Raw genomic sequence first — 21,194 nt, 5'->3', positions numbered from 1 at the left:
AATGAACGAGCCACCGGAAAGCCGCTTGTACGTCTGGACCGAACTGCACGCCATGGCGATGCTCACCGGCGGGATGGCGGTTGCCGGAGGTCTCCCGGGCGCCAGTTGTTACGTTCCGGCTGCTGTCTCCTTCATCCTGCTGGCGTATGTGTTCCGCAATGCCTGGTCACCCGGCGGACGTTTCGGCGCAGCCAATGCGATCACTGCGTTTCGGTTCCTGCTCGTCGGCGGCCTGCTGCTGGACGGCACCGTCCCGGCGGATTGGCAGGCGCTGGCGGCAACGCTCATCCTGCTGCTGGATGGACTCGATGGATGGATCGCACGGCGACTGGGGCTGGCCTCCCGGTTCGGCGCAACCTTCGACATGGAGGTCGACGCCTTCTTCACGCTGGCGCTGTGCGTCGCCCTGTATGGCAGCGGACGCTTCGGCGTGTGGATACTGTTGCCGGGCGCTCTACGCTATCTGTTCGTGCTGTTCACCCGACTGGCTCGCCCCCCCTTGCGGCGCGAGCGGTCCAACCGCTGGAGCCGCGCCATCGGTGCCATCGTGCTGTCCGGGCTCACCGTAGCCTTGCTACCCATCGGCACGTGGGCTGTAGCGATCGCCGCCGTGGTCACATGCGCGGTGATCGGCTCTTTCGCGGCCTCGGTCTGGCAGCTATACCATCCTTGAATCGGAAGCGGCTGACCAGCCATACGGTACGTCAGGCAGACGACGTTCGGGCCTTTTTCGATAACGTCGCCCGGGACTATCGCGAGAGTCACGGCCACGCCGCGACACTGTTGCGCGATCGCCTGCATTTGCTACGGGCCCTGCTCCCGAAAAAGTGCGGCGGGCTGCTGGTCGAGATCGGGTGCGGGCCAGGCCAGCATCTGCTGGCGCTGGCCGAACACTTCGAACGCGCCATCGGTCTCGACCTTTCGCCGGCCATGATCGAACTCGCCGAAAGCCTCCGGCGCCAACATCCGCTGCGGGACCGTATCGCGTTTGCCGTTGACCCCGCCGAGCGACTCGCGACCCTGTGTCCCACCAGCGTCGACGCGCTGTTCTGCGTCGGCGCCTTCGAGCACATGCCCGACCGCGAACAGGTGCTGCAGCAGATCCGTAGGGTGTTGAAGCCGGAGGGACGCTTTGTCTGCTTGACGCCCAATGGAAGCTACCTCTGGTATACCGGCATCGCGGCGCACATGGGATATGAAGTGCGCCACCTCACGTCCGACCAGTTCATCACCGAAGGCGAGTTCCGCGCGCTGCTTGCGGCATCCGGTTTCACGCTCGTAACGGCGGGCTACTGGAGCTTCATCCCCCGCGGCGACATGCCGGCCCTCGCCGGCACCATAATGAGCACCCTGGACGCCCTCGGAAGGGTCTTTGGCATTCCAGGCTTCCGCGGTGGCTTGTACATCGCGGCCACACCGTCCCCCGACCGCTAGGCCATCCCGCCCGGCGCCGCTACCATCGGGACCGGCACCAGTGAATCGCCGGTAGCCCCGAACGCGCCGTGAGTGAGCGTCGAAACCCTTATCCTAGACTTTGGCCAGATCCCGAATTTCCGGGCTTGATCTGGAGCCAGACCATGGCACGTCATCGAAACAATGTGCACTTACCGACGATCCCGGAAGTCCCCTGGTCACTCGGCATTGCGATTGCGGGTCTGGTTTATGTCGCCCTGCGCCTGGTGTTGTTCGGATTCTCGGGCGGAGAACCTTTTCTGCCGATGCTCAAGAGCCTGTTACGGGCCAATTCCGGGCTGGTATTGCTCGTGGTGGGGACCGGTGCCTTCTCCGAGGTGCTCCGGATTGCCTGGCGCAGCGAGCATACGCGCGGAGTGGACTTGGCCAGGGTCAGGGCATTGCCATGGCAGGAATTCAAGACCGTGTGCGCGGACGCCTTGCAGTTGCTGGGATACCGAAGGGATCTCGGGGATGTCCGGTCGGCACCCAATAATGCGGACCTGATCCTGCATCTCGGGGATGCGCCCGTGCTCGTGCACTGCAGCCGCTGGCGCAGCCTCCACGTCGGCATTCGCGAGGTTCGCGAATTCTACGACGACGTGTTGGCATACGGAGCACTGCGTGGGGTCTTCGTGACCTCGGGAACCTTCACCGGCGCGGCAACCCTGTTTTCGCAGGGCAAACCGCTGGACTTGATCGATGGCGACCGGCTTGGCGCGCTCCTGTGGGACGCGCGATGTGACCTGCGCCCGCATCAGCGCGGTGTTGTCCCGGGACTGGGCGCCCGTCTGACCTCTGCCGCCTTGGCGCCGCAAACTGAACCCCAGAGACTGGAGGAATGCAGCGGTGGAGCGGCAAGGGCCAAGACCGCCGAGGGTTCGCTGTCAAAGCCTCTGGACCCGGAGACATGAAACCGCCGCAGCGGTTGTGGAGAACTCCAATGAACGATGACGCCCTTTTCCTCGTGGTGTTCTTTTGCACCGCGGCACTATCCGGACTCTGGTCCTCGCTGGACGACCGCCAACCTGCAGCAGGCGGCGTGGCATTGCAGACGGTACCCCAGGCGACGACCGCACCAGTAGCCGACTCCATCGAGCAACACCCAAACGCGCGGCGCACCGCCCCGCGACAGGCGCGGAACGTGCGAAGCGCCTTCTGATCCGACGCCGGCAAGCCGGTACTCGCACCGGCAAACTCGGGGCCAGTCTGACCAACCGTCAGAAGACGCGTCCCCTACAGCAGATCGGGCCCTCCGCGATCTGCGAATCCACGGTTTGACACCCGGACCGCTAGGCAGTAAACACGATGCTTGAAGGCAGTGCCCCGAAGCGTACGGGCACCCTTCTTTACGAGCATTGACGACGCGTGACCCACACTGAATGAGACAGGCGATGGAATCTTCCAGCAGCATTGAAGCAGCCAACGAAAGCCGGGCGTTTCGACTTTTTCGGGAAGTCGTTGAATCGGGCAGGCCGCTGACCTACATCAAGACAATCGAAGAGCAGCGAGTCAGTGAATTGCTGCGCGATGCCGCGCAGCGCTTGTTTCCGACGCCGATTCCGGTATGGACGTGGAGCCTCACCGCTGGCATGCAAGGCCGCGGGGGTGAAACTTCGGAAGCAGCCGTGAACGATCCCAGGGCGGCCATCGAGTTTGTGGCCGAGCATTCAGGACCGGCGCTCTTCCACTTGAAGGATTTTCACGACCCGCTGCGAGACCTGCCGGAAGTCCGACGCCGGCTGCGCGACATCTACCAGCACTGTTTCGAACAGGGCAAATTTATCGTCATCTCATCGCCGCTTCAGTCCATCCCGGATGAACTGAACCGTCAGATCCATTATTTCGAGCTCTTTCTGCCGGACCTGTCCGAAATCCTCGCCTTCCTGAAGGCACAATGCGCTGCCATCACGGCCTCGGGCGGCACCGTCGACGACAACCCCGATACCCTGCAGCAGATCGGTCAGGCCCTCCAGGGGCTGACACTGGATGAGGCCCGCCATGCGCTGCGTCGGGCACTCGCTTCCAGCCGGCATCTGGGACTCGATTCGCTACCCGCGCTGTATGAGGAGAAGCGACTGCTGGTGAATCGGACCGGCATGATCCAGTTCGTCGCCGACGGTACCAAGATCGACCGGGTCGGTGGGCTCGAGGTCATGAAAAAATGGCTCCTGGATCGGCGGGAACTGTTTGCGTCGCGTGACCAGCTCAGTGCCGAGATCGTGCCGAAGGGCCTCCTCGTGATGGGCGTCTCCGGTTGCGGCAAAAGCCTGTCGGTCAAGGCGATCGCATCCTGCTTCGGCCTGCCGCTGTATCGCATCGACATGACCGAAGTGTTCTCCGGCCACTACGGCAAACCGGAAGGGGCGTTCGCCGACGCCTGCCGGATGCTGGAGCAAGTCGCTCCCGCCGTGGTCTGGTTCGACGAAATCGAGATGGGCATTACATCGACCGAGTCGGCCGGCGAACAGGGTCGGCTGTTCGCCTTCTTCCTGACCTGGATGCAGGAAAAAACTAAGGGATTGTTCGTCGCCGCGACGGCCAACCGGATCGATCTGCTGCCCGCCGAAATGATCCGCAAGGGCCGCTTCGACGAGGTCTTCTTCGTCGACCTGCCGATCGACGAGGAGCGCATCGAAATCTTCCGGATTCACTTGCAGCGCCGGGGCGTGGATCCCCAACAGTTCCAGCTGGATCGGCTGACCCGTCTGACCAAAGGCTGGACCGGCGCGGAAGTCGAGCAATGCGTGGTATCGGCACTGACCGCGGCGCATCTGCAGCACCGCCCACCCAACGACGAGGACCTGCTGAGTGCGGCCGGCCGAGTCGTGCCCTTGTCCAAGACCATGAGGGAACAGGTCGACCATATCCGCCAGTGGGCCTACGAAAGGGCGGTCCGGGCCTCCCCCAGTGAATTCGCTCGGTAACGAAGACACGGCAGACCGGAGGGCACGTGTACCGAAACGGAACACGTACCGCCCCTGCCCCTCGCCAACACCGGTGGGCTCCGAGCGGCCGGCGCCCGCCGGATTACTGATTGGACCGGCACTGACTGACACGACTGCGATGCGCGGATGACTGAGAACGCACGCGAAATCAAACGGCAGGCTCACGCGATGGACAGCTCGATGGAGGGCATGGCCATTCTGAACGGCGAGACCTACATCTACATGAACCCCGCCCATGCGCACATGTATGGCTTCGAAGTCGACGAACTGATCGGGCAGAGCTGGCGGCAACTCTACGACTCGGATGAGACCACGCGCATCGAACGCGAAATCTTCCCTGTGCTCGCCGAGCTCCAGCATTGGACCGGCGAGGTCAAGGGACGGCTCAAAGACGGACGCTACCGGGATGTCGAACTCAATCTGACGATCATTCCCACGGGCGAACTGGTCTGCGCCTGCCGCGACATCACCGAGCGAAAACGCGCCGAGGCCGATCTTTCCCGCAAGAACGCCTTGTTGATGGCGATCCGTGACATCCAGTCGAGGTTCATGGTCGGAGACCAGCGCCACGAGGTGTTTCCCCAGTTGCTCTCCGCAGCGCTGCGCTTTTCCGAAAGCGAATTGGGCTTCGTTGGCGAAGTGCTGCGGGATGAGCACGATCAGCCCTACCTGCACACGCAGGCCCTGTCCAACGTTGCCTGGAACGACGAGAGCCGAGATCTGTATCGCCAACATGCCGCACGAGGCCTGGCGCTGCGTAAGCTGGACTCGTTGTTCGGGCATGTCCTGGTCACCGGGCAACCCATCATCGCCAACGACCCTGCCAGCGACCCGAGACGCGGCGGGCTTCCGCCAGGCCACCCCGGTTTGCGGTGCTTCATGGGACTGCCGATCTACAGCGGCGGCCAACTCGTCGGCATGGTCGGCGTCGCTAACCGTCCCGGCGGTTACGACGAAAGGCTGATCGAATTCCTGGAACCGCTACTGTCCAGCTACGGAAGCATCATGGTGGCCCGACAGGTCGACCAGCGGCGGCGGCAGGCCGAAAAGGAACTGGAGCTCAGCCGGGACGAACTGCGCGTAACCAATATCGAGTTGCAGAAGGCCTCTCGGCTGAAGGACGAGTTCCTGGCCTCGATGAGCCACGAACTGCGCACGCCCCTTACGGCGATACTCGGTCTCACCGAAGTGCTCTCGGCCGAAGCCGCGCCGGCTCTGAACGACACCCAGCTCCGCTATCTCGCCACCATCGAGGAAAGCGGCCACCATCTTCACGATCTGATCAACGACATCCTCGACCTTGCCAAGGTCGCGGCTGGCCAGGTGGAACTGCAGGCGGACTGGTGCTGTTTGCAGGATCTATGCTCCAGCAGCATCGCCATGGTCCTGACTGAGGCCAAGCGCAAAGAAATCCAGATCCGTCAGGCGATCGACACACCTGATCTGGTTTTCCTGGCCGATGCACGACGCGTCAAGCAGGTGCTCGTCAACCTGTTGTCGAATGCCGTGAAGTTCACTCCCAAGCAGGGCTCCGTTGGCCTTGAAGTCCGCTCGTGTGCTGCAGATGAGGCGCTGCGCGTGGTCGTGTGGGATACGGGCATCGGCATCGCACCCGAACATTTCGACCGACTCTTCGCGCCCTTTACTCAAGTTGACGCCCGTCTCTCGCGTCAATACGGCGGAACCGGCCTGGGTCTTTCCCTGGTCGCCAAGCTCGTCGAGTTGCATGGCGGCAGTGTGTCGGTACAGAGCCGCGTCGGAGAGGGCAGCCGCTTTGAAGTAACGCTACCGCTGACCCGTCTGTCGGACGCTTCAAACCACGCCCCTACACCACCCACGCCACAACTCGGCGTCACCCGTCCGCAGAGCCTCCTGATCGCCGAGGACAACGACATCCTGCGCGGTCTCCTAGAGGACTACCTGGGCGCACGCGGCTTCCGCGTCGTGAGTGCCGTGAACGGCCAGGAAGCCGTGGAGTTGAACCGAACCGCCCATCCTCAGCTGATCCTGATGGACATCCAGATGCCGACGATGGACGGGCTGGAGGCCATTCGCCGGATTCGTCGGGAAGAAGCCCAGACCTCATCGAGGCGGCCGATCATCGCCCTGACGGCGCTGGCCATGCCCGGCGACGAAGAGCGTTGCCGACAGGCTGGAGCGGACGACTACATCATCAAGCCCTGCAGCCTCGCTCGCCTGTTCGAGATCGTGTCACGGCGACTGGATATCTGACCGGCAGGTCTGCTCGAAGGCCCTCACGTCCACCCACGCCGGAAAGGCTAAACGAAGGGCTGCGACAACCGGGCCTCAATCACCTGGGCAGGGGCAGGCCGTCCGAAAAGGTATCCCTGAAAGCGGCGGCAACCGAGATCAGTGAGGAGCCGGTACTGCGCATCGGTCTCGACCCCTTCGGCAATGACGCTCATGCCAAGCATCGAGCACAGCTGAATGACGTTCGAAACGATGACGGCGTCGCAACTCTGCGCTTCGATCCCCTGCACGAAACCGCGGTCGATCTTTACTTCATCGAACGGCAGTCGCTTCAGATAGTTCAGGGACGAATAGCCGGAACCGAAATCATCCATCGCCAACCTGATGCCGAGGCGCTTGAGTTGGTGCATCCGCCCCACGGCCTCGGCCGAATCCCTCATGACCAAGGTCTCCGTCAGCTCGAGTTCCAGCCGTTGGGCGTCGACGCCGTGCCGATCGAGGGTGTCCGCGACCGATTTGACGAAATCGCGCGCATAGAACTGCCGCGCGCTGACATTGACGGCCATCCCCAGTTTTCCGGCTTTTTCATCGCCGGTCCAAGCCACCATCTGCCGACACGCCGACTCCAGAACCCAAGCCCCGAGTTCGCAAATCATGTCGCTTTCCTCGGCGATCGGAATGAATTCGCCTGGAGCAACCAGACCGCGCTCGGGGTGACGCCAACGAATCAACGCCTCGGCAGCGATGACCTGCCGTCGGTCATCGACCTTGGGCTGATAGTACAACTCCAGTTCTCCAGCGGACATCGCCCAGCGGAGCCCAGTCTCGACTTGCAGGCGCGCCTTGAGTGCCTGCTGCATCGCAGGCAGGAAGAACCGATAGCGGTTGCGCCCCGCCCGTTTGGCCTCATACATCGCCGTGTCGGCTTCCTTCAGAACGACCTCATGGTCAGCCTGCTCCGCGTGAAACAGCGAGATACCGATACTCGCTGACAGATAGTGCCGCTCACTGTCCAGGGGCAGGGGTTCGGAGATCGCAGTCAGGAGTTTCTGTGCGACCGCTTCGGCGCGGTCCGCCGCGGCGCCAGGAACGCCCTCGAGATCTTGCAGGATCACGATGAACTCGTCGCCGCCGATCCGGGCAATCGTGTCGCTCTCGCGCAGACATTCCCTGAAACGCTGGGCAACCAGCGCCAGAACGCGATCGCCGGTGGAACGCCCTTTTGTGTCATTCAGCGCCTTGAAGTTGTCGATATCGATGAACAACATCGCCCCCACCGTACCCAGCCGTACACACCGGGTAACGGCTTCCTTCAAGCGGTCGGTCATGTGACGCCGATTGGGCAGACCGGTCAATTCGTCGAAGAAGGCGAGCTGATGGATTCGCGTCTCCGCCGCCCGGTAATCGCTGGCGTCGGAGAGGCAGAAGACGTAGTTGCTGAGTCGCCCCGACGGATCCGTCACCTTGGTGACCGTTATCCACGCCGGGTAACGGTGCCCGCATTTATGGCGACTGAACCACTCCCCGTGCCAGGATGGATTGTCCCGAAGACGCTGCGGGATCTCGTCCAGTATCCTGACCGACGGATCTGAGGCCGCCACGAAGTCCAGGACGTCCGGGCGGCAGCCGATGATCTCGTGCGACGCGTAACCGGTGATTCGAGTAAAGGCCTCATTGACTCGAAGTATCCTGAGATCGGGATCGGTAATCGCAACGCCATCTAGCGCGTCGAAGAGGCTGTCGGCGATGCGCAACGCACGCTCGTTGGTCCTGCGGCCGGTAATGTTCCAGGCAATGCCGAAGGCCATTCGGGGCTTGAGATGCACATCGAAGCTGACATCCACCTTGAACTGTAGCCAGACCTCACTTGACCCGCTTCTCAGGGGAAATTCATCCTCGAATGCAGCCCCGGACAGCGCCGATTGCCAGCCACTGCGAAAGGCCTCGCGGTGATCCGGTCGAATCAGACTGACCAGATAGCTCATCGACACCGGCATACCGATCGGGGTATCGGTCATCCGGTACATATGCTCTGACCAGACCATTTCGCCGCGCCTGAAATCCAGTTGCCACGTGCCGATATCCGCCAGAACCTGCAATTGATCCAGCACGATACCGGAGTCCAGGAGATGCTCGCGCAGCTGTTGGGTCTGAGCGTTATCGTAGGTGACACAGGCAATCACGGGGGAATCACCCGCACCGCGCACGCCATGAAACCCGACCAGAGACACCGTTCCGTCCTGGCGCCGCAAGCGGTATTCGCATGCGCTCTCTGTATCATCGGCGAGCTTGGCCAGCGCCTGTTGCAGCCGATCCCGATCCGACGGATGCGCCAGGTCGAGCAGATTACGCTGGAGCAGATCATCGACAGGATAGCCCGTAAAGGCGGCCCCGGTAGCCGACACGCTCAGGAACTCGCCTTGGGGAGCATGGCAGGAAAGCATCAGGCGTTGGGACCCGCATTCGCCATCCGTTGGTGACCATGGACCGTGCGTAAGCGTGCCCCGGAGGTCTTCATCGAAACTCAAGCGCCCGCCTCCCCGGCGTCGAATCGGTAGACCAGAACCGCGGCATCGTCTCGGGGATCACGCCAGTAATGCAGGATGTAATCACAGAACTTTTCAGGGTTGCGCCCCCATTCCGGGAGGATCGTTTCGATCTGCACCCTTTCGCTGACACCATCGCTGGCGAGAATGATCCAGTCGCGGTCCTCCAGGCCGATGGCGTGTACCGAGAGCTCCGCCGGCAACCCCGCCCCAACGACCCCATAGTCAGCGGGCAGATGGATCGTGCGCCCATCCCGCAACAACCAGGCGCGCGGATTGCCGACGCCGCAGTAGGTCAGCACGCCGTCGGCGATTCGTGCCACACCCAGCGCCGCTCCCCGCAACGGCTGCAGGTTGCGATCAAGCTCCTGGAACAGGCCGCGCAAGGCGAAATCCAAGTGGCCGGCAATTGTGCGTTCGGCCACGGCCGCCGCCCGGGCAGCTTCCGGGCCATGTCCGAGGCCATCGATGATCGCCAGCAGGATTCCGCTGGGTCTCAGCCAGATGGCGCAGCGATCGCCGCAGGGCTCGCCAGCCTTCAGCGCCAAGGTTCGGAATGCGTGCGGCATCTGTATCCCCCCGTGAGCCATTTCCGCGCGACGATGAATGTACTGCCCCCCTTTCGGGAAACGATGTCGAACGTGTCTATGAGTCGGCGCACGCCCGACAGTCCGCAGCCCAGGGTTCCGGTGGTGCTGTAGCCTTCGGTCATCGCCAGCTCGATGTCCCCAATGCCCGGCCCATCATCGATAGCTGAGATCTCAATGCCCGAGTGCGGTACATCGACCCAAGCGATTCGAATCCGCCCGCCGTTATCGGCATGCATCCAGAGGTTGTTCGCAAGTTCCGCCGCCACTGTCGCAATGCAGTTGACGGCGACATCAGAGAAGCCGAGGGCGGTGCCGAACCGCCTCGCGACACCGATCGCGGCGCCCACGTCGGATTCCGTTCGAACCGCCAAGGAGAAGCTTCTGGGCGACGTCATCGCAGCGACCAGCGCCGCCTGACGAAACCGATGCGAACGCAGGTACCTTCGCCCGTTCGCGATTCCAGATCGAACGCGTCCGCGAGGCGCTTGCTGCCGGGCAATCCCTCACTGAGCCCGCCATTGCTGGAATAGCCATCCCGCATGGCTTTTTCAATGTCGGCGATGCCGGGCCCCTCGTCCACGACCTCGATCTCGATACGGACAGCTCGCTCATCGGATTCATCGCGAATGATGCATGCGCCCCCTCCACCATACTGCAGCGCGTTGCGCCCCAGCTCCGACACGGCCGTGGCGATGCGGGTCTGATCCATGGGTCCAAGCCCGAGCTGAATGGCCAGATCGCGGGCCGCCAGCCGGGCCCTGATGACATCTGCCTGGGTCTGGACGCTAATGCGCCGCGTCACGTTCGCGACCCTGCGCAGCCAGCGACTCGTCCTGAGCCATCAACCCGGTCAACCGCTCCAAGGCCAGTTCCAGATTGAAGGCTGTCGCGATGGTGGACAGGTTCCGCCCCATCTCCACCAGGGTTAGCGCCACCGGCGGCTGGACGCCGCAAATCACCACGCGGGCCCCCATCAGTCCCAACATCCGCGCTGTATCATTGAGAACCCGGGCCATGAAGGAGTCGACAACGTCGAGCGCCGAAACATCGATGACGACACCACGCGCCTCGTTCCGGGCCAGCCCCTCGGTCAGGTCAGTCTGAAACATCAATACATCCTCGTCGGTCACGTCGGCATGAATCGGTACGATCAGCACATCGCGGTTGAGGCGAAGGATCGGAACCTTCATGGACCGTTCCGCCGTCGCGGGACGACCTCGTGACCGATAAGATTGAAGGCCAGAGCCACCCCGAGCCGCAGTGAGCCGACTGTCGGTACCCCGCTGAGATCGATTCCCAGCTTGACGATGGTCTGCGCCATGTGCGGTCCAATCCCGGTCAGAATGACGCTCGTTCCCAGCAGCCGGGCGCCCGCGACGGTCTTGAGCATGTGTCTTGCCACGCTGGTGTCCATGACCGGGACGCCCGTGATGTCGATCAGTGTTACGCGTGCCGCGCTGCGGCCGATGGCGAGAAGCAAACTCTCCGAAATCTGCAGTGCCCTCACCGAATCGATCACGCCGACGAGAGGCAACAGCAGAATCGAGTCCCACAGGCTGATTACGGGCGTCGACAGCTCCCGTATCGCTGAAGACTGACTGGCGATCGTCGCCTCGCGTGCATCGACGAAGCTGTCCACGAGGATGATCGTTCCGCGGTCGAGCAATCGACCGACCATCAGGGACGCCTCGGCCGCGAGTGCGGCCTGTCCGCTCCCCTGCTCCTGGATCACAGCGACCAGCGCCTCCTTGCCATCCAACAGCAGTTGCACCGTTCCGGAGGGAGCGAAGCCACGCACGGCGCGGGTGCGGCTTGCCTCGCGTAACCGCGCGGCGAACGGGTGGGCGGCGTTAGACTCGACATTGCTTTCGCCGGCCGCGATGATTTCGACGAGCGAATCAAGGAGACCGACCAGTTCCCCCTTGAGTTCGTCCTCAGGGATGGCATCGCGGCCGTGACCGCCGTCGAGTCGTTCATTCAGGCGTTGCCGCCAGAGCGTCAGAATGCGCTCCCGTCGACCTACCAGGACGTCGCAAAGGAAGTTGTTGACATGATCCATGGAGTCCCCGAAACGAGCAGCACCAAGCAACCTCAAACAGTGCCGCGTATACCCGGATTCCTTAGACGAAACAGCCTGTACCAGAAACGGATTGGCGACTCGCTTTCATACTAAGTTTCGCACTTCGCATTTTCAATCGGAGGATGCCCAATACGGGCATCAGGAGCGACTGCATTGGCGCGCGGCAATCACCACAACCGGAGACAAGGGGATACCCTAATCAAATATCAGGGTAAATACTAAGCCTCGCGGATAACGGCTCATTCTCGCGGGGGCAAACCTCGTCCTGGGGGCTAACTCTAGTCCGATCTGCTGTAGGCAATGGCCAAGCGCGCACGTAAAAGACGCCAGGATGGCTCTTTTCCTGCGTGTTTTCCTGGACGTCGCGGAACCGATTACAGGACAGGATGCGAGGAGGATCGCGCCTCGTAACAAAGGGCGGACGGCGGGGTGGAGATCTCCGCGACAGACAAACGATAGCGGGTTTCAGCCCGGTGTGATCAACCCAATGCGAATCGCATAGCGGGTCAGTGATGCGGTATCGAAGATCTCCAGGCGCCGCATCAGATGCGCTCGATGCGTCTCGACCGTCTTGTGGCTGATGGCTAAGCGCACGGCGATCTCGCGAGTGGAATGACCCTCGGCGATCAGTTGGAGAATCTCGCGCTGGCGGAGGGTGAGTCTCGGCGCAACCGCATCGCCCTCCTCCGCGGACTGCTGACCGCGGGCCATTCGGGTCAGGCCGCCGACGACATGCTGCGAGATCATCGGACTGAGGTAGGAGCCACCGCGAGCGAGTTGCCGAAGCGCCTCGCCGAGTTCGTCAACGGCACAATCCTTTAGCACATACCCGGTGGCGCCAGCTCCGAGCGCCTCCAGCACGTAATGCTCGGTGGCATGCATGGAAAGTATGATCACGCGAGTCTTGGGACACTCGCGTACGATATGCGCCGTCGCATCCAAACCGTTCATGCCCGGCATCGTCAAATCAAGCACCGCAACCTCTGGCGCATGCTGTATCGCAAGCTGCAGGGCAGAGCGACCATCGTCTGCCTCGGCCACGACCTCATAGTCACCGAACTCCTCGATGAGGGCCTTGAGGCCAGCGCGAACCAGACGATGATCATCAGCGAGTAGGATGCGGATCTTGCTCATTTCTATAGTGTATCTCGTGCTTGACTATAAACGGCCCGTCGTTCGGCGGCGCGTATGCGCGACGTCCCCGCATTATACCGGGCCGTGAATAATACCGCGCAGTGAAAACGACTTAGGCTCTCTCGTTCAGGACAACGGTATCATCGCCTCAACCAGAGTGCCAACCCCGGGCGTGCTGGTAATCGAAAAGTTGCCGCCAAGCAGTTCCGCGCGCTCGCGCATACTCGAGATTCCAAAGCCTGCGCCGCGCGCCGTCGTGGCCAGCACGCTCGGCGCAATGAAACCGCGGCCATCATCCTGTACGCGCAGCGCAATCTGCTGACCAAGACTGCTCAAGCCGATCTCGATATGATGACTCTCACCATGGCGCAAGGCATTATTGACGGCCTCTTGAACGATACGAAAACAAGCAGTTTCGACATCCGGCAACGGACGCTCCTCCAAGCCATCCAGAACGACCTCGATCGATGCACCACTGCGTTCGGCCTGGCGACTGCAATACCAGTCCAGCGCGGCCTGCAGGCCGAAATCGTCGAGCATCGAGGGACGCAACTCGAGCGCGCGATTCCGGATTGCACCAATCGTGGCATCGACGATTTCCAGGCATTCGGCCAAGCGGGAGACCTGCTGAGCATTGTCGGTACCGCGCCCCAAAACTCTCAAATGCAACTTGAGCGCGCCCAGTTGTTGCCCGATCTCGTCGTGCAATTCACGCGCGAGCATGCGCCGCTCGAATTCCTGGGTTTCGAGCAACTGCCGCGACCGACCTTCCATGCGCTGCACCGTTGCCAGATAGGCGGCTCCCGCCGAGCGCTGCTGGTAGGCCTCACGTTCAAGGGCGGCAAGATACTCTCGCTGTTCGGTCGTGTCGCGCACCACGAGCTGGATCAGCGGCTCGGACATCGCAGGATAGCGGACGCCATCGATGGCGACCGGAAAGCTGCTATCGTCACTGCGCTTCAGCATCGCCTCGACGTCCCGAAACCCCGTCGCGTCCTCGCGCAGGTCGTCGATACAGGCTTTCACCAGTCCGTCATGTCCGGGCGCCAGCAATACCATGAAATCCTGGCCCAGCAGGTCCTCGACACGAGACAGTCGCAGCAAGCCCGCGAGCGCAGGGTTGGCAAACCGGATCCGCCCGTCGGCGTCCAGCAGCACGATCCCATGCGGCAGCATCTCGGCCAAGCGCAGGAACCGCTCTTTTTCTTCGATCAGTTTGCGATAACGATTCAGCCGGACGATCGTGCGCACTCGCGCACACAATTCAGCTCGATCGAAAGGCTTCGACAGAAAGTCATCGGCACCGGCGTTGATGCCTTCCAGGCGCGAGGCGGCATCATCCAGAGCCGTCAGCATCAGAATCGGGATCGGGGCGAGATCCGGCGCCAGACGAATGCGGCGACACACCTCGTAACCATTCATCCCCGGCATCATGATGTCCAGCAGGATCAGATCCGGTCGCAACTCCGTGGCGATTGTCAGCGCCTCCTCACCGCAAGTCGCAAATTCGAGCCGATAGGCGTCATCGGCAAGCACGGCTGCCAGCACCTCGCGCACCAGCGGTTCATCTTCGACGATCAGGATACAGGCTTGTGTCATCGCGGTAGCGGGCCATAAGGAAGCGAAGCGGAGTCGAGCGAGGCGACTCGAACTGACAGTTTAGGTATACCTTGCCGATTCGTCGCAGCCGGCAGGCATTCAGGCGCATCTGGATGCGTCGCCCATTGGGTATGAGCACGCGGGCGTGAGTCGCCTTACGTCACGAAGACCTTGCGTGCGAGCGGCCACCGGTTTCGCTTAACCCAGGAAGCCGGCACTGGCTACTCCGGGCGCTTCGCGTTCTCCGGCGCCGCCCGCCCCATTCCCGAGCCTACTCCCGGCGCATCTCGACACCGCGCCGAAGCGGCACACGACCGGGTTGACTCAATGAAGCTCAATCGTCCTGATCGGGCGCCGCCAACGGATGGTCAAGGCGGGAATCATCCCCTTTCAGGATACCCCGCGTGGCATGGGGACCGGTGAGCACGGCAGGGTCCGCGCTCTGGCTCGTGGATGATACCTTCTTGCGCTGCCGTTGGCGTGACGCCCGCCTATGGGTCACAGCCATTTCACGATCAGCCAGAAAGCCATCAGCCCGGCGAGCGTGATCAGCAACGGTACGGGATTCTTCAAGATCCCATTCAAGTCGTTTTGGTAGATGGCTACGGTTTCCTTGAACACCTTTTTGGTGTTCGAGGGTGCTTTCGATTCGGTTGACATGACGACTCTCCGAAGAAGTGAATCGCATCGAAAAGCCGGGGCGCCACTAGCGTAGACTCCCCCGGCTCTCCTTCTGCTGCCTCGTTGGACCGGCCCGGTGGCAGCACGTTCCTTGGCGCCGGCCGAGACCGAAGCCGGTTCAGGGGCCACGACTCGCATCGTCCGCTGAAGCGAGCATTTCTTGCGACCCGAATCGAACGCCCAGGCAACGGACCCCACCCACAGCAGGCGCCGCGTCGGACTGGAGCACGAGACGCTCCGGCGACATCTGGAACCGCGCAGCCCAAAGTGTCGCGCGATCGGGTTTCGGGACGTTCTGGGGTGGAGACGTTCGGCAACGCCACGACAGCGAGAACTTGCCTGAGGGGCACCGGCCCCGCAGAATTCAAACTACGCCCCTCGGCGTTGCCGCCGTATTCCACCACAACTCGCGCCCATGGGATCGAGCAGCCCGATCACGACCACCTTCGTCCTATACCTCGTCGCAATGATCGGCATCGGCGGCGCGGCCTGGCGCCACACCCACAATCTGTCAGACTATATCCTGGGCGGCCGGCGGCTGGGCCCATTCGTGACCGCCCTGAGCGCCGGCGCCTCGGACATGAGCGGCTGGCTCCTGATGGGCTTGCCGGGCGCCATTTTCGCCACAGGCCTGACCGAAGCATGGATAGGCGTCGGTCTGGCAGTAGGCGCGTGGGTCAACTGGTACCTGGTCGCGGCACGCCTGCGCGTCTATACGGAACTCACGCACGATGCGCTGACCTTGCCGGACTATTTCACCTACCGGTTCGAGGACCCGACACGGCTACTTCGCGTCCTGGCCGCGGCCGTGATTCTATTTTTCTTCACGATCTATTGCGCCTCCGGCATGGTCGCCGGAGCACGTCTGTTTCAGCAGGCTTTCACGCTCGACTACGGCACCGCGCTATGGGCCAGTGCCGCTGCGACGATCGCCTATGTGTTCGTCGGCGGGTTCCTGGCGGTCAGCTGGACCGACACGGTTCAAGCCGCCCTGATGATATTTGCGCTATTGCTCGCACCGGCGATGGTCCTGGTCGAACTCGGCGGCATTCCCGCAGCATTCGCTGAGGTCGCGAAACTGGACGATCGGTACATCAACGCCTTCGGCGGGTCGACCGCGATCGGGGTCGTCTCGCTGCTGGCCTGGGGCCTCGGTTACATGGGCCAGCCGCACATTCTGGCCCGCTTCATGGCCGCCTCAGAGCCTGAAGGCATGGCGAGTGCGCGTCGCATCGGCATGACCTGGATGGTGCTGTGTCTGAGTGGCGCCATCGCCGCGGGCTTCTTCGGCATCGCCTACTTCGCTCGGCACCCGGATCTCGCAGCGCCCGTAACCCAGAACCGGGAAGCCGTGTTCATGACGCTCGCGATGACCCTGTTCCAGCCATGGCTGGCCGGGCTCGCCCTGGCAGCAATCCTCGCCGCGATCATGAGCACCCTGTCCTGTCAGCTGCTGGTTTGCTCGTCCGCGCTGACCGAAGATCTTTATCGAGCCTTCATTCGGCCCGGCGCCTCGCAGCGCGAACTGGTCTGGTTCGGACGCGCCATGGTGCTGGCAGTCGCCGCTCTGGCGATGGGCATTGCGTCCGATCCGGAAAGCCGCGTGCTCGGCCTGGTTGGCTATGCCTGGGCGGGCTTCGGCGCCGCCTTCGGCCCGGTCGTGTTGCTCTCGGTCACGTGGCCGCGTATGACGCGTCATGGCGCGCTGGCCGGCATGCTGGTGGGCGCCATCACCGTGGTGTTGTGGCACCACGGCCCGTGGTTCGGACTGCCTTCGGGCCCGGTCGCGGGCCTGTACGAACTGGTGCCAGGCTTTCTCGCCGCGTCGCTCGCCATCTGCTTCGTCAGCCGGATGGATCGGCAACCCTCGGCCACCATCGAAACGAGCTTCCACACGATGCGGGCGAGGCTGAACTAACCGGAGCGAACGTCGCAACTCGATGGAAACCGCTGCAACAACAGTCGAGCTGAACGCATCGGCCAGGTCGAAACCTGTGTGTGCCGGCAAGCCCTGAATCATCGACAGGGTCCTTGAACCCAAGCCGCACCCGGAACCCGCCGACGCTCGCGAGAGACTACCCGATTGCGATGGGCGGAACGTCAAAGAGCCTCCCGTTACGTGGCTCGATGCCCCATCCGTGGTCGCGGCGCGTGTAAGCCTCTGACCGCTCCGCTACACTCCCGGCAACCAGCCCCCTCACACGGAGAGCACCATGGTTCCGAGTCGAAGAGGAAATCCATTCGAGTCCTTGATCCGCCTTCCCTGGTGGGTCAGCGTCCTCATCGCCGGGATCATCTACACCATCCTGAAGTACGGGTTGCCATCCGCCGCCGGGAACAATCCGATCCTCGCGGGTCTGGCCAGAGCGCTCGCACCGAACGCGCACTGGATCGCCCTCCTCTTCCTGCTGATGGCCCCGGCTTCATTCCTCCGTAGCTTCGAGCGGCGGAAGCTGCTCGATCGCCAATCCGGAATCGAGTCGATGCGGGCCATGTCCTGGAAGGAGTTCGAGGTGCTCTGCGGCGAGGCCTTCCGGCGGAAGGGTTACCAAGTCGAGGAGACCGGTCTCGGCGGCGCCGGCGGGGGTATCGATCTGATCCTCCACGGCCGGGAAGAACGCGTGTTGGTCCAGTGCAAGCGCTGGAAGACCTTCAAGGTGGGCGTGCGGGAGGTGCGCGAGCTCTTCGGGCTCCTGGCGGCCGATCCGGCGGACCGCGCAATCCTCATCACGTCCGGTGTGTACACGGCCGAGGCCCGGGCTTTCGCCAAGGGCAAGCCGCTGCAGTTGATCGACGGTCATGCGTTGTTGGAGCTGGTGCGTGCGGTTCAGGCGCATCAGGTAGCGGGGAAGCCGCCGGGGATCCAGAATGCGACCGAGGTTCGCCCCGTTGCCGTCGAGCCCCGGTCTGCCCGCGATGTGGCTCGCCGATGATTCTCCGCACCGCCCGGCGTGGCGATCCGGCCGGCACCTCGGTGTGGGCTTGCTCGACCTATCCGCAGTGCCGGATCACACCCCGGCACACTTAGCGGCATCGCTGTCGATCGTGCCATCCATACTTTTTGACACTTGCCGATGGCGGCATTCGGAAGCTCGCGCGTCTCGCTCCCTGGTGGCAACCGCGCTGCGGTACTCCGCCAGTCAGGCATCGACCGCGCGGCTCCAGTAAGGCCCGGTGTCATCGATGAGCCCGGGCGAAAGCAGACGACGGTTACACGCCACCGGATCGCAACGAGATCGATGGCCAGACCATTTAACCCGCGGTGATGGCGGACGATGCGGCAAGTTCAGCTGTGGCCGGAGTTACGCACCCAAACGGCTCAGAACACCAAGCCCTTGTCCGGCCCCGAACCCTGCTCATGGAGTCCCGGGATCGTCTTCAGGAACCGTGCTCTCTTTGCCTTTGTGTCGAAGCCAAGCTTGAAGAGTGCCTGTCCCACCTCGTTCGCTTTGTAGCCACCCCCGGGCTGCTTCGTACACAGCTTCCTCAGTTCGGCGATCACCGTCCGCACGACATCAGCGGTCTGGGTGGGAGCTAACGGCGCCGTTACGCCTTGATCCGCCGTCGGGAGCAGACAGGACGGCTTCGAAACAGCCGGCAACACCAGCGTGGTGAGCCGGCTCGAGCGGGCCGCGGGGATTTCACCGTGCGCGTAAGCGACCAGGACCAGGCAACCCCTGGTCTTGGCGTGTTCCGCAGCGCCGACGAGGAAGTCGTCGCGGGAAACAACGATGATCCGCTCCCGGTATTGCAGGTGGCGCTCCAGCTTGGCGCCGAGTTCCATGATCAGCGCGGCGTCCGCGGCTTGCTTGCGGGACGAGACATGGAGAATCAACGGCTCGATATCCGGGAGTTCGGCCGCCAGCGCGCCCCGCCAATTTTCGATCTCTTTGCCATGGTTGTTTCCGGCCAGGACGATGCGGGTTACCTGCAGACCCAATTCATTGCGGAGCAGGTTCGCGAGCGACTTCGCGCATTGGCACGACTGGTTGTCGGCGTCGATGTAGAGGGTCGCATTGGCGGGCTGATGGCCGATATTCGCTTCCGGCGCGACCGCTGGCTGTTCCACAACTTCGGTCCGGGTGAGAAGAGGGACATTCATGATGCGAACCCATCCGCTGCCGCTGCGCTGATTCGGCTGAAGTTGGGTAGACGCCTGGACAATCAGGCTCTAACCACGCAACTCCAAGTCACCTTGAAGGATAGGCAACGTGATTCGTCGCAATCAGCCTGCTTGGACTGTCCCGCCCATTGAGCGATAGCACCACTTCCTATCGCTCATTCTCTGGGCTTTGGTGAGCCTTAGGGGGCATGCTATTCCTCCACGCCTTCATCGCGTGATTCCGCCGTACGGCACCCAATGGGGTCTCTCCGCGGTCTGGATCTCGCCGGGCATCTCGACAGGAAAGCTCAGTAACCGGCGGCTTCGGTAGCCCGACGGGCCGGTCCGCAGTTTTCTGAGAAGGTCGTCGATCACGGGAATGGGCTAATGCAGCGCACGAACAACGTGCCGCCTCTGGCCGATGGACGAATCCCGCTGTCTCGGTCGGTGGCCAAAAGTACGGGCTTGAAGCATGGCAAAACCCCAATCCTCTCCGGCGACGAGACTCGCGGGGCGCGTTCAAGCATCCCCCGCCCGACACGATTGCAGACCCGCGCGACCGTACCTCAAGCGGACACGTCTCGACGCCGTCGACCGGATCGTGGTCTGTCACCCCCGCGCAGACCCTCGTGTGCTTTGCGCGGACCCCGGATCCATGGTGCGACTGAGTAGCACCAACTCTGTCATCCAATCGCGTCACCTTATGGCCACCGTCGAAAAGATCAGCATCGCGCTCACCGGGGACTTGGCGGCGCTCGTAGGTAAGGACGTGGAGAGCGGAGACTACGCTTCCACGAGCGAAGTGATCCGCGATGCGCTGCGTGACGGGAGGCTCAAGCGCGCACGCTCGTTGAGAAGATCGGCCGGTAACTCTCGACACTGCATGCCGACGAGGGCCCGCGAGCGCCCGTCCTGGCGTGGCTCCAGAGTGTCCGCTACGATGAAGCCAAGCCGTTGCTGGAGACGGCACTCCAGGCCAACCCACGAGACCACGATGTCTTGTACAACCTCGGCATGGTCTGCAGCGATGAGGGGCATTTGCAAGCGATGGCGGGCTCAAAAGAGCCTATGTCACCATGGCTAGCGTCTAAGTGAACCCGTACTGTTTCCGATGCCATGCCAGATTATCTCGATGGGGCCAGAGTTCATTGGCTAATGGCCCGACAAGCCGCCGCCCCGTCAATACACCGAGCAGGCCTGCCGCGTTGTTGTCAGACGATAGGTTCCGCGACAACACCACGGTGTAGCTATCAGAGATGCTCATCATTCCGCGATCAAAAGCCCAGTGACAAAGCTTGCACAACGCCATTCCGTTCCGGATGTCGTCATTGCGGCTGACACTCCAAGGCACGATATGCGCGGCATCGACGGCGGTCTGTCCCTCCGGTGTGACGATGCGAATGCCGCACAGCGCACATCGATGGTCATAGTGCATAACAATCGAGCGCCGGAAGCCCTGGCTGCGAGCAGCTGGTTGATAGCTGCCAGGCCCCATCACATCGGACACACGCACCTGCTCACCCACCGAATGATCGAGTGCAACGCTATAGTCGAAAGCTTCGCCGTGCAGGCGACGTTGCTCCTGCAATCGAACGGCCACCTCGGGGGAGAAATGCGAGGTCAAGAGCGTCGCCGCAAGGCATGCCCGGGACTCTTCATCCATGAGTAACTCAAGCGTGCCATCAACCAGTTCAGCCCCTATTGCTACTCGGCGAAGCTGTGCAACGTTAGGGAGCCTCTGAACAAATGCGGCTGGTAAGCTATCGCCAACAGAGCACGTGAACGCGGTGACCGGATGAAACAGACGACCTTCGCCTCGCTGGCCTATGACCAGAAGAAGAAGCAGACCCG

General features: G+C 62.5%; 20 protein-coding genes and 1 pseudogene. 10 read left to right on the top strand and 11 right to left on the bottom strand.

Annotated elements, in window-relative coordinates:
- Position 1 precedes the first annotated feature (1 nt).
- The 6 genes from BWR02_RS12970 to BWR02_RS12945 all read left to right on the top strand — a co-directional run bounded on the left by BWR02_RS12970 (position 2) and on the right by BWR02_RS12945 (position 6,632).
- The gene (locus BWR02_RS12970; RefSeq protein WP_139558196.1) at positions 2-673 is read left to right on the top strand and encodes a CDP-alcohol phosphatidyltransferase family protein; all 672 of its coding nucleotides are present in this window, start codon (positions 2-4) and stop codon (positions 671-673) included.
- Positions 670-1,434 carry a class I SAM-dependent methyltransferase gene (locus BWR02_RS12965; protein WP_162560139.1) on the top strand — a complete coding sequence of 255 codons (765 nt, stop codon included), beginning with the start codon at positions 670-672 and terminating at the stop codon, positions 1,432-1,434. Before BWR02_RS12970 ends, BWR02_RS12965 begins: the two co-directional genes overlap by 4 nt.
- A gap of 143 nt (positions 1,435-1,577) precedes the next feature.
- Positions 1,578-2,366: a restriction endonuclease gene (locus tag BWR02_RS12960; RefSeq protein WP_139558192.1), complete on the top strand. Its 789-nt coding sequence runs from the start codon at positions 1,578-1,580 to the stop codon at positions 2,364-2,366.
- Positions 2,367-2,395: 29 nt separating this feature from the next.
- Complete coding sequence (locus BWR02_RS12955) at positions 2,396-2,614, top strand: hypothetical protein (RefSeq protein WP_139558191.1); 219 nt, start codon at positions 2,396-2,398, stop codon at positions 2,612-2,614.
- A 232-nt stretch (positions 2,615-2,846) separates the two neighbouring features.
- On the top strand, positions 2,847-4,379 hold the full coding sequence (locus BWR02_RS12950) for a Ycf46 family AAA ATPase (RefSeq protein ID WP_139558190.1): 1,533 nt from the start codon (positions 2,847-2,849) through the stop codon (positions 4,377-4,379).
- A gap of 147 nt (positions 4,380-4,526) precedes the next feature.
- Positions 4,527-6,632, top strand: coding sequence for an ATP-binding protein (locus BWR02_RS12945; protein WP_139558188.1), 2,106 nt, complete (start codon positions 4,527-4,529; stop codon positions 6,630-6,632).
- A 47-nt stretch (positions 6,633-6,679) separates the two neighbouring features.
- On the opposite strand, the gene BWR02_RS12940 is transcribed toward BWR02_RS12945, so the two are convergent.
- From BWR02_RS12940 to BWR02_RS20910, 9 genes are all read right to left on the bottom strand, one after another.
- Complete coding sequence (locus tag BWR02_RS12940) at positions 6,680-9,139, bottom strand: EAL domain-containing protein (RefSeq protein WP_139558186.1); 2,460 nt, start codon at positions 9,137-9,139, stop codon at positions 6,680-6,682.
- Positions 9,136-9,726 (bottom strand): SpoIIE family protein phosphatase, encoded by a 591-nt coding sequence (locus tag BWR02_RS12935; protein ID WP_162560138.1) that lies wholly within the window; start codon positions 9,724-9,726, stop codon positions 9,136-9,138. Before BWR02_RS12935 ends, BWR02_RS12940 begins: the two co-directional genes overlap by 4 nt.
- A complete protein-coding gene (locus tag BWR02_RS12930) occupies positions 9,696-10,094 on the bottom strand; it encodes an ATP-binding protein (protein ID WP_201276260.1) in 399 nt (132 codons plus the stop codon). Before BWR02_RS12930 ends, BWR02_RS12935 begins: the two co-directional genes overlap by 31 nt.
- A 44-nt stretch (positions 10,095-10,138) precedes the next feature.
- Entirely contained in the window at positions 10,139-10,549 is a 411-nt protein-coding gene (locus BWR02_RS12925) for an anti-sigma regulatory factor (protein ID WP_236102224.1), read from the bottom strand.
- Entirely contained in the window at positions 10,533-10,937 is a 405-nt protein-coding gene (locus BWR02_RS12920; protein WP_139558180.1) for an STAS domain-containing protein, read from the bottom strand. Before BWR02_RS12920 ends, BWR02_RS12925 begins: the two co-directional genes overlap by 17 nt.
- Positions 10,934-11,806, bottom strand: a complete 873-nt coding sequence (locus BWR02_RS12915) for an STAS domain-containing protein (protein ID WP_139558177.1) — start codon at positions 11,804-11,806, stop codon at positions 10,934-10,936. Before BWR02_RS12915 ends, BWR02_RS12920 begins: the two co-directional genes overlap by 4 nt.
- Before the next feature lie 486 nt (positions 11,807-12,292).
- On the bottom strand, positions 12,293-12,961 hold the full coding sequence (locus BWR02_RS12910) for a response regulator (protein WP_139558176.1): 669 nt from the start codon (positions 12,959-12,961) through the stop codon (positions 12,293-12,295).
- A 126-nt stretch (positions 12,962-13,087) separates the two neighbouring features.
- Positions 13,088-14,560 (bottom strand): response regulator, encoded by a 1,473-nt coding sequence (locus BWR02_RS12905; protein WP_139558174.1) that lies wholly within the window; start codon positions 14,558-14,560, stop codon positions 13,088-13,090.
- Positions 14,561-15,058: 498 nt separating this feature from the next.
- Positions 15,059-15,220 carry a hypothetical protein gene (locus BWR02_RS20910; RefSeq protein WP_162560137.1) on the bottom strand — a complete coding sequence of 54 codons (162 nt, stop codon included), beginning with the start codon at positions 15,218-15,220 and terminating at the stop codon, positions 15,059-15,061.
- A gap of 436 nt (positions 15,221-15,656) precedes the next feature.
- Between BWR02_RS20910 and putP the strand changes: the two genes are divergently transcribed.
- On the top strand, positions 15,657-17,159 hold the full coding sequence (gene putP / locus BWR02_RS12900; RefSeq protein WP_139558173.1) for a sodium/proline symporter PutP: 1,503 nt from the start codon (positions 15,657-15,659) through the stop codon (positions 17,157-17,159).
- A 295-nt stretch (positions 17,160-17,454) separates the two neighbouring features.
- Positions 17,455-18,174: a restriction endonuclease gene (locus BWR02_RS12895; protein WP_139558172.1), complete on the top strand. Its 720-nt coding sequence runs from the start codon at positions 17,455-17,457 to the stop codon at positions 18,172-18,174.
- A gap of 386 nt (positions 18,175-18,560) precedes the next feature.
- Here BWR02_RS12895 and BWR02_RS12885 read toward each other — a convergent pair whose 3' ends face one another.
- Positions 18,561-19,343, bottom strand: a complete 783-nt coding sequence (locus tag BWR02_RS12885; RefSeq protein ID WP_139558170.1) for a PIN domain-containing protein — start codon at positions 19,341-19,343, stop codon at positions 18,561-18,563.
- A gap of 472 nt (positions 19,344-19,815) precedes the next feature.
- Here BWR02_RS12885 and BWR02_RS21670 point away from each other — a divergent pair.
- Together BWR02_RS21670 and BWR02_RS21665 are read left to right on the top strand one after the other, a co-directional pair.
- Positions 19,816-20,118 (top strand): annotated as a pseudogene (locus BWR02_RS21670) (hypothetical protein); the annotation flags it as partial.
- 179 nt (positions 20,119-20,297) lie between these two features.
- Positions 20,298-20,438: a hypothetical protein gene (locus tag BWR02_RS21665; RefSeq protein ID WP_162560136.1), complete on the top strand. Its 141-nt coding sequence runs from the start codon at positions 20,298-20,300 to the stop codon at positions 20,436-20,438.
- Here the strand turns inward: BWR02_RS21665 and BWR02_RS12875 are convergent.
- Positions 20,431-21,194, bottom strand: a 764-nt coding sequence (locus tag BWR02_RS12875) for an HNH endonuclease (RefSeq protein ID WP_236102220.1), incomplete at its 5' end; no start/stop codon positions are given. The genes BWR02_RS21665 and BWR02_RS12875 overlap by 8 nt on opposite strands.

The sequence above is a fragment of the Methylotetracoccus oryzae genome, from assembly GCF_006175985.1.
Lineage (GTDB): Bacteria > Pseudomonadota > Gammaproteobacteria > Methylococcales > Methylococcaceae > Methylotetracoccus > Methylotetracoccus oryzae.
The sequence above is the reverse complement of the archived record's forward strand: the minus strand, read 5'-3'. Positions and strand labels throughout refer to the sequence as shown.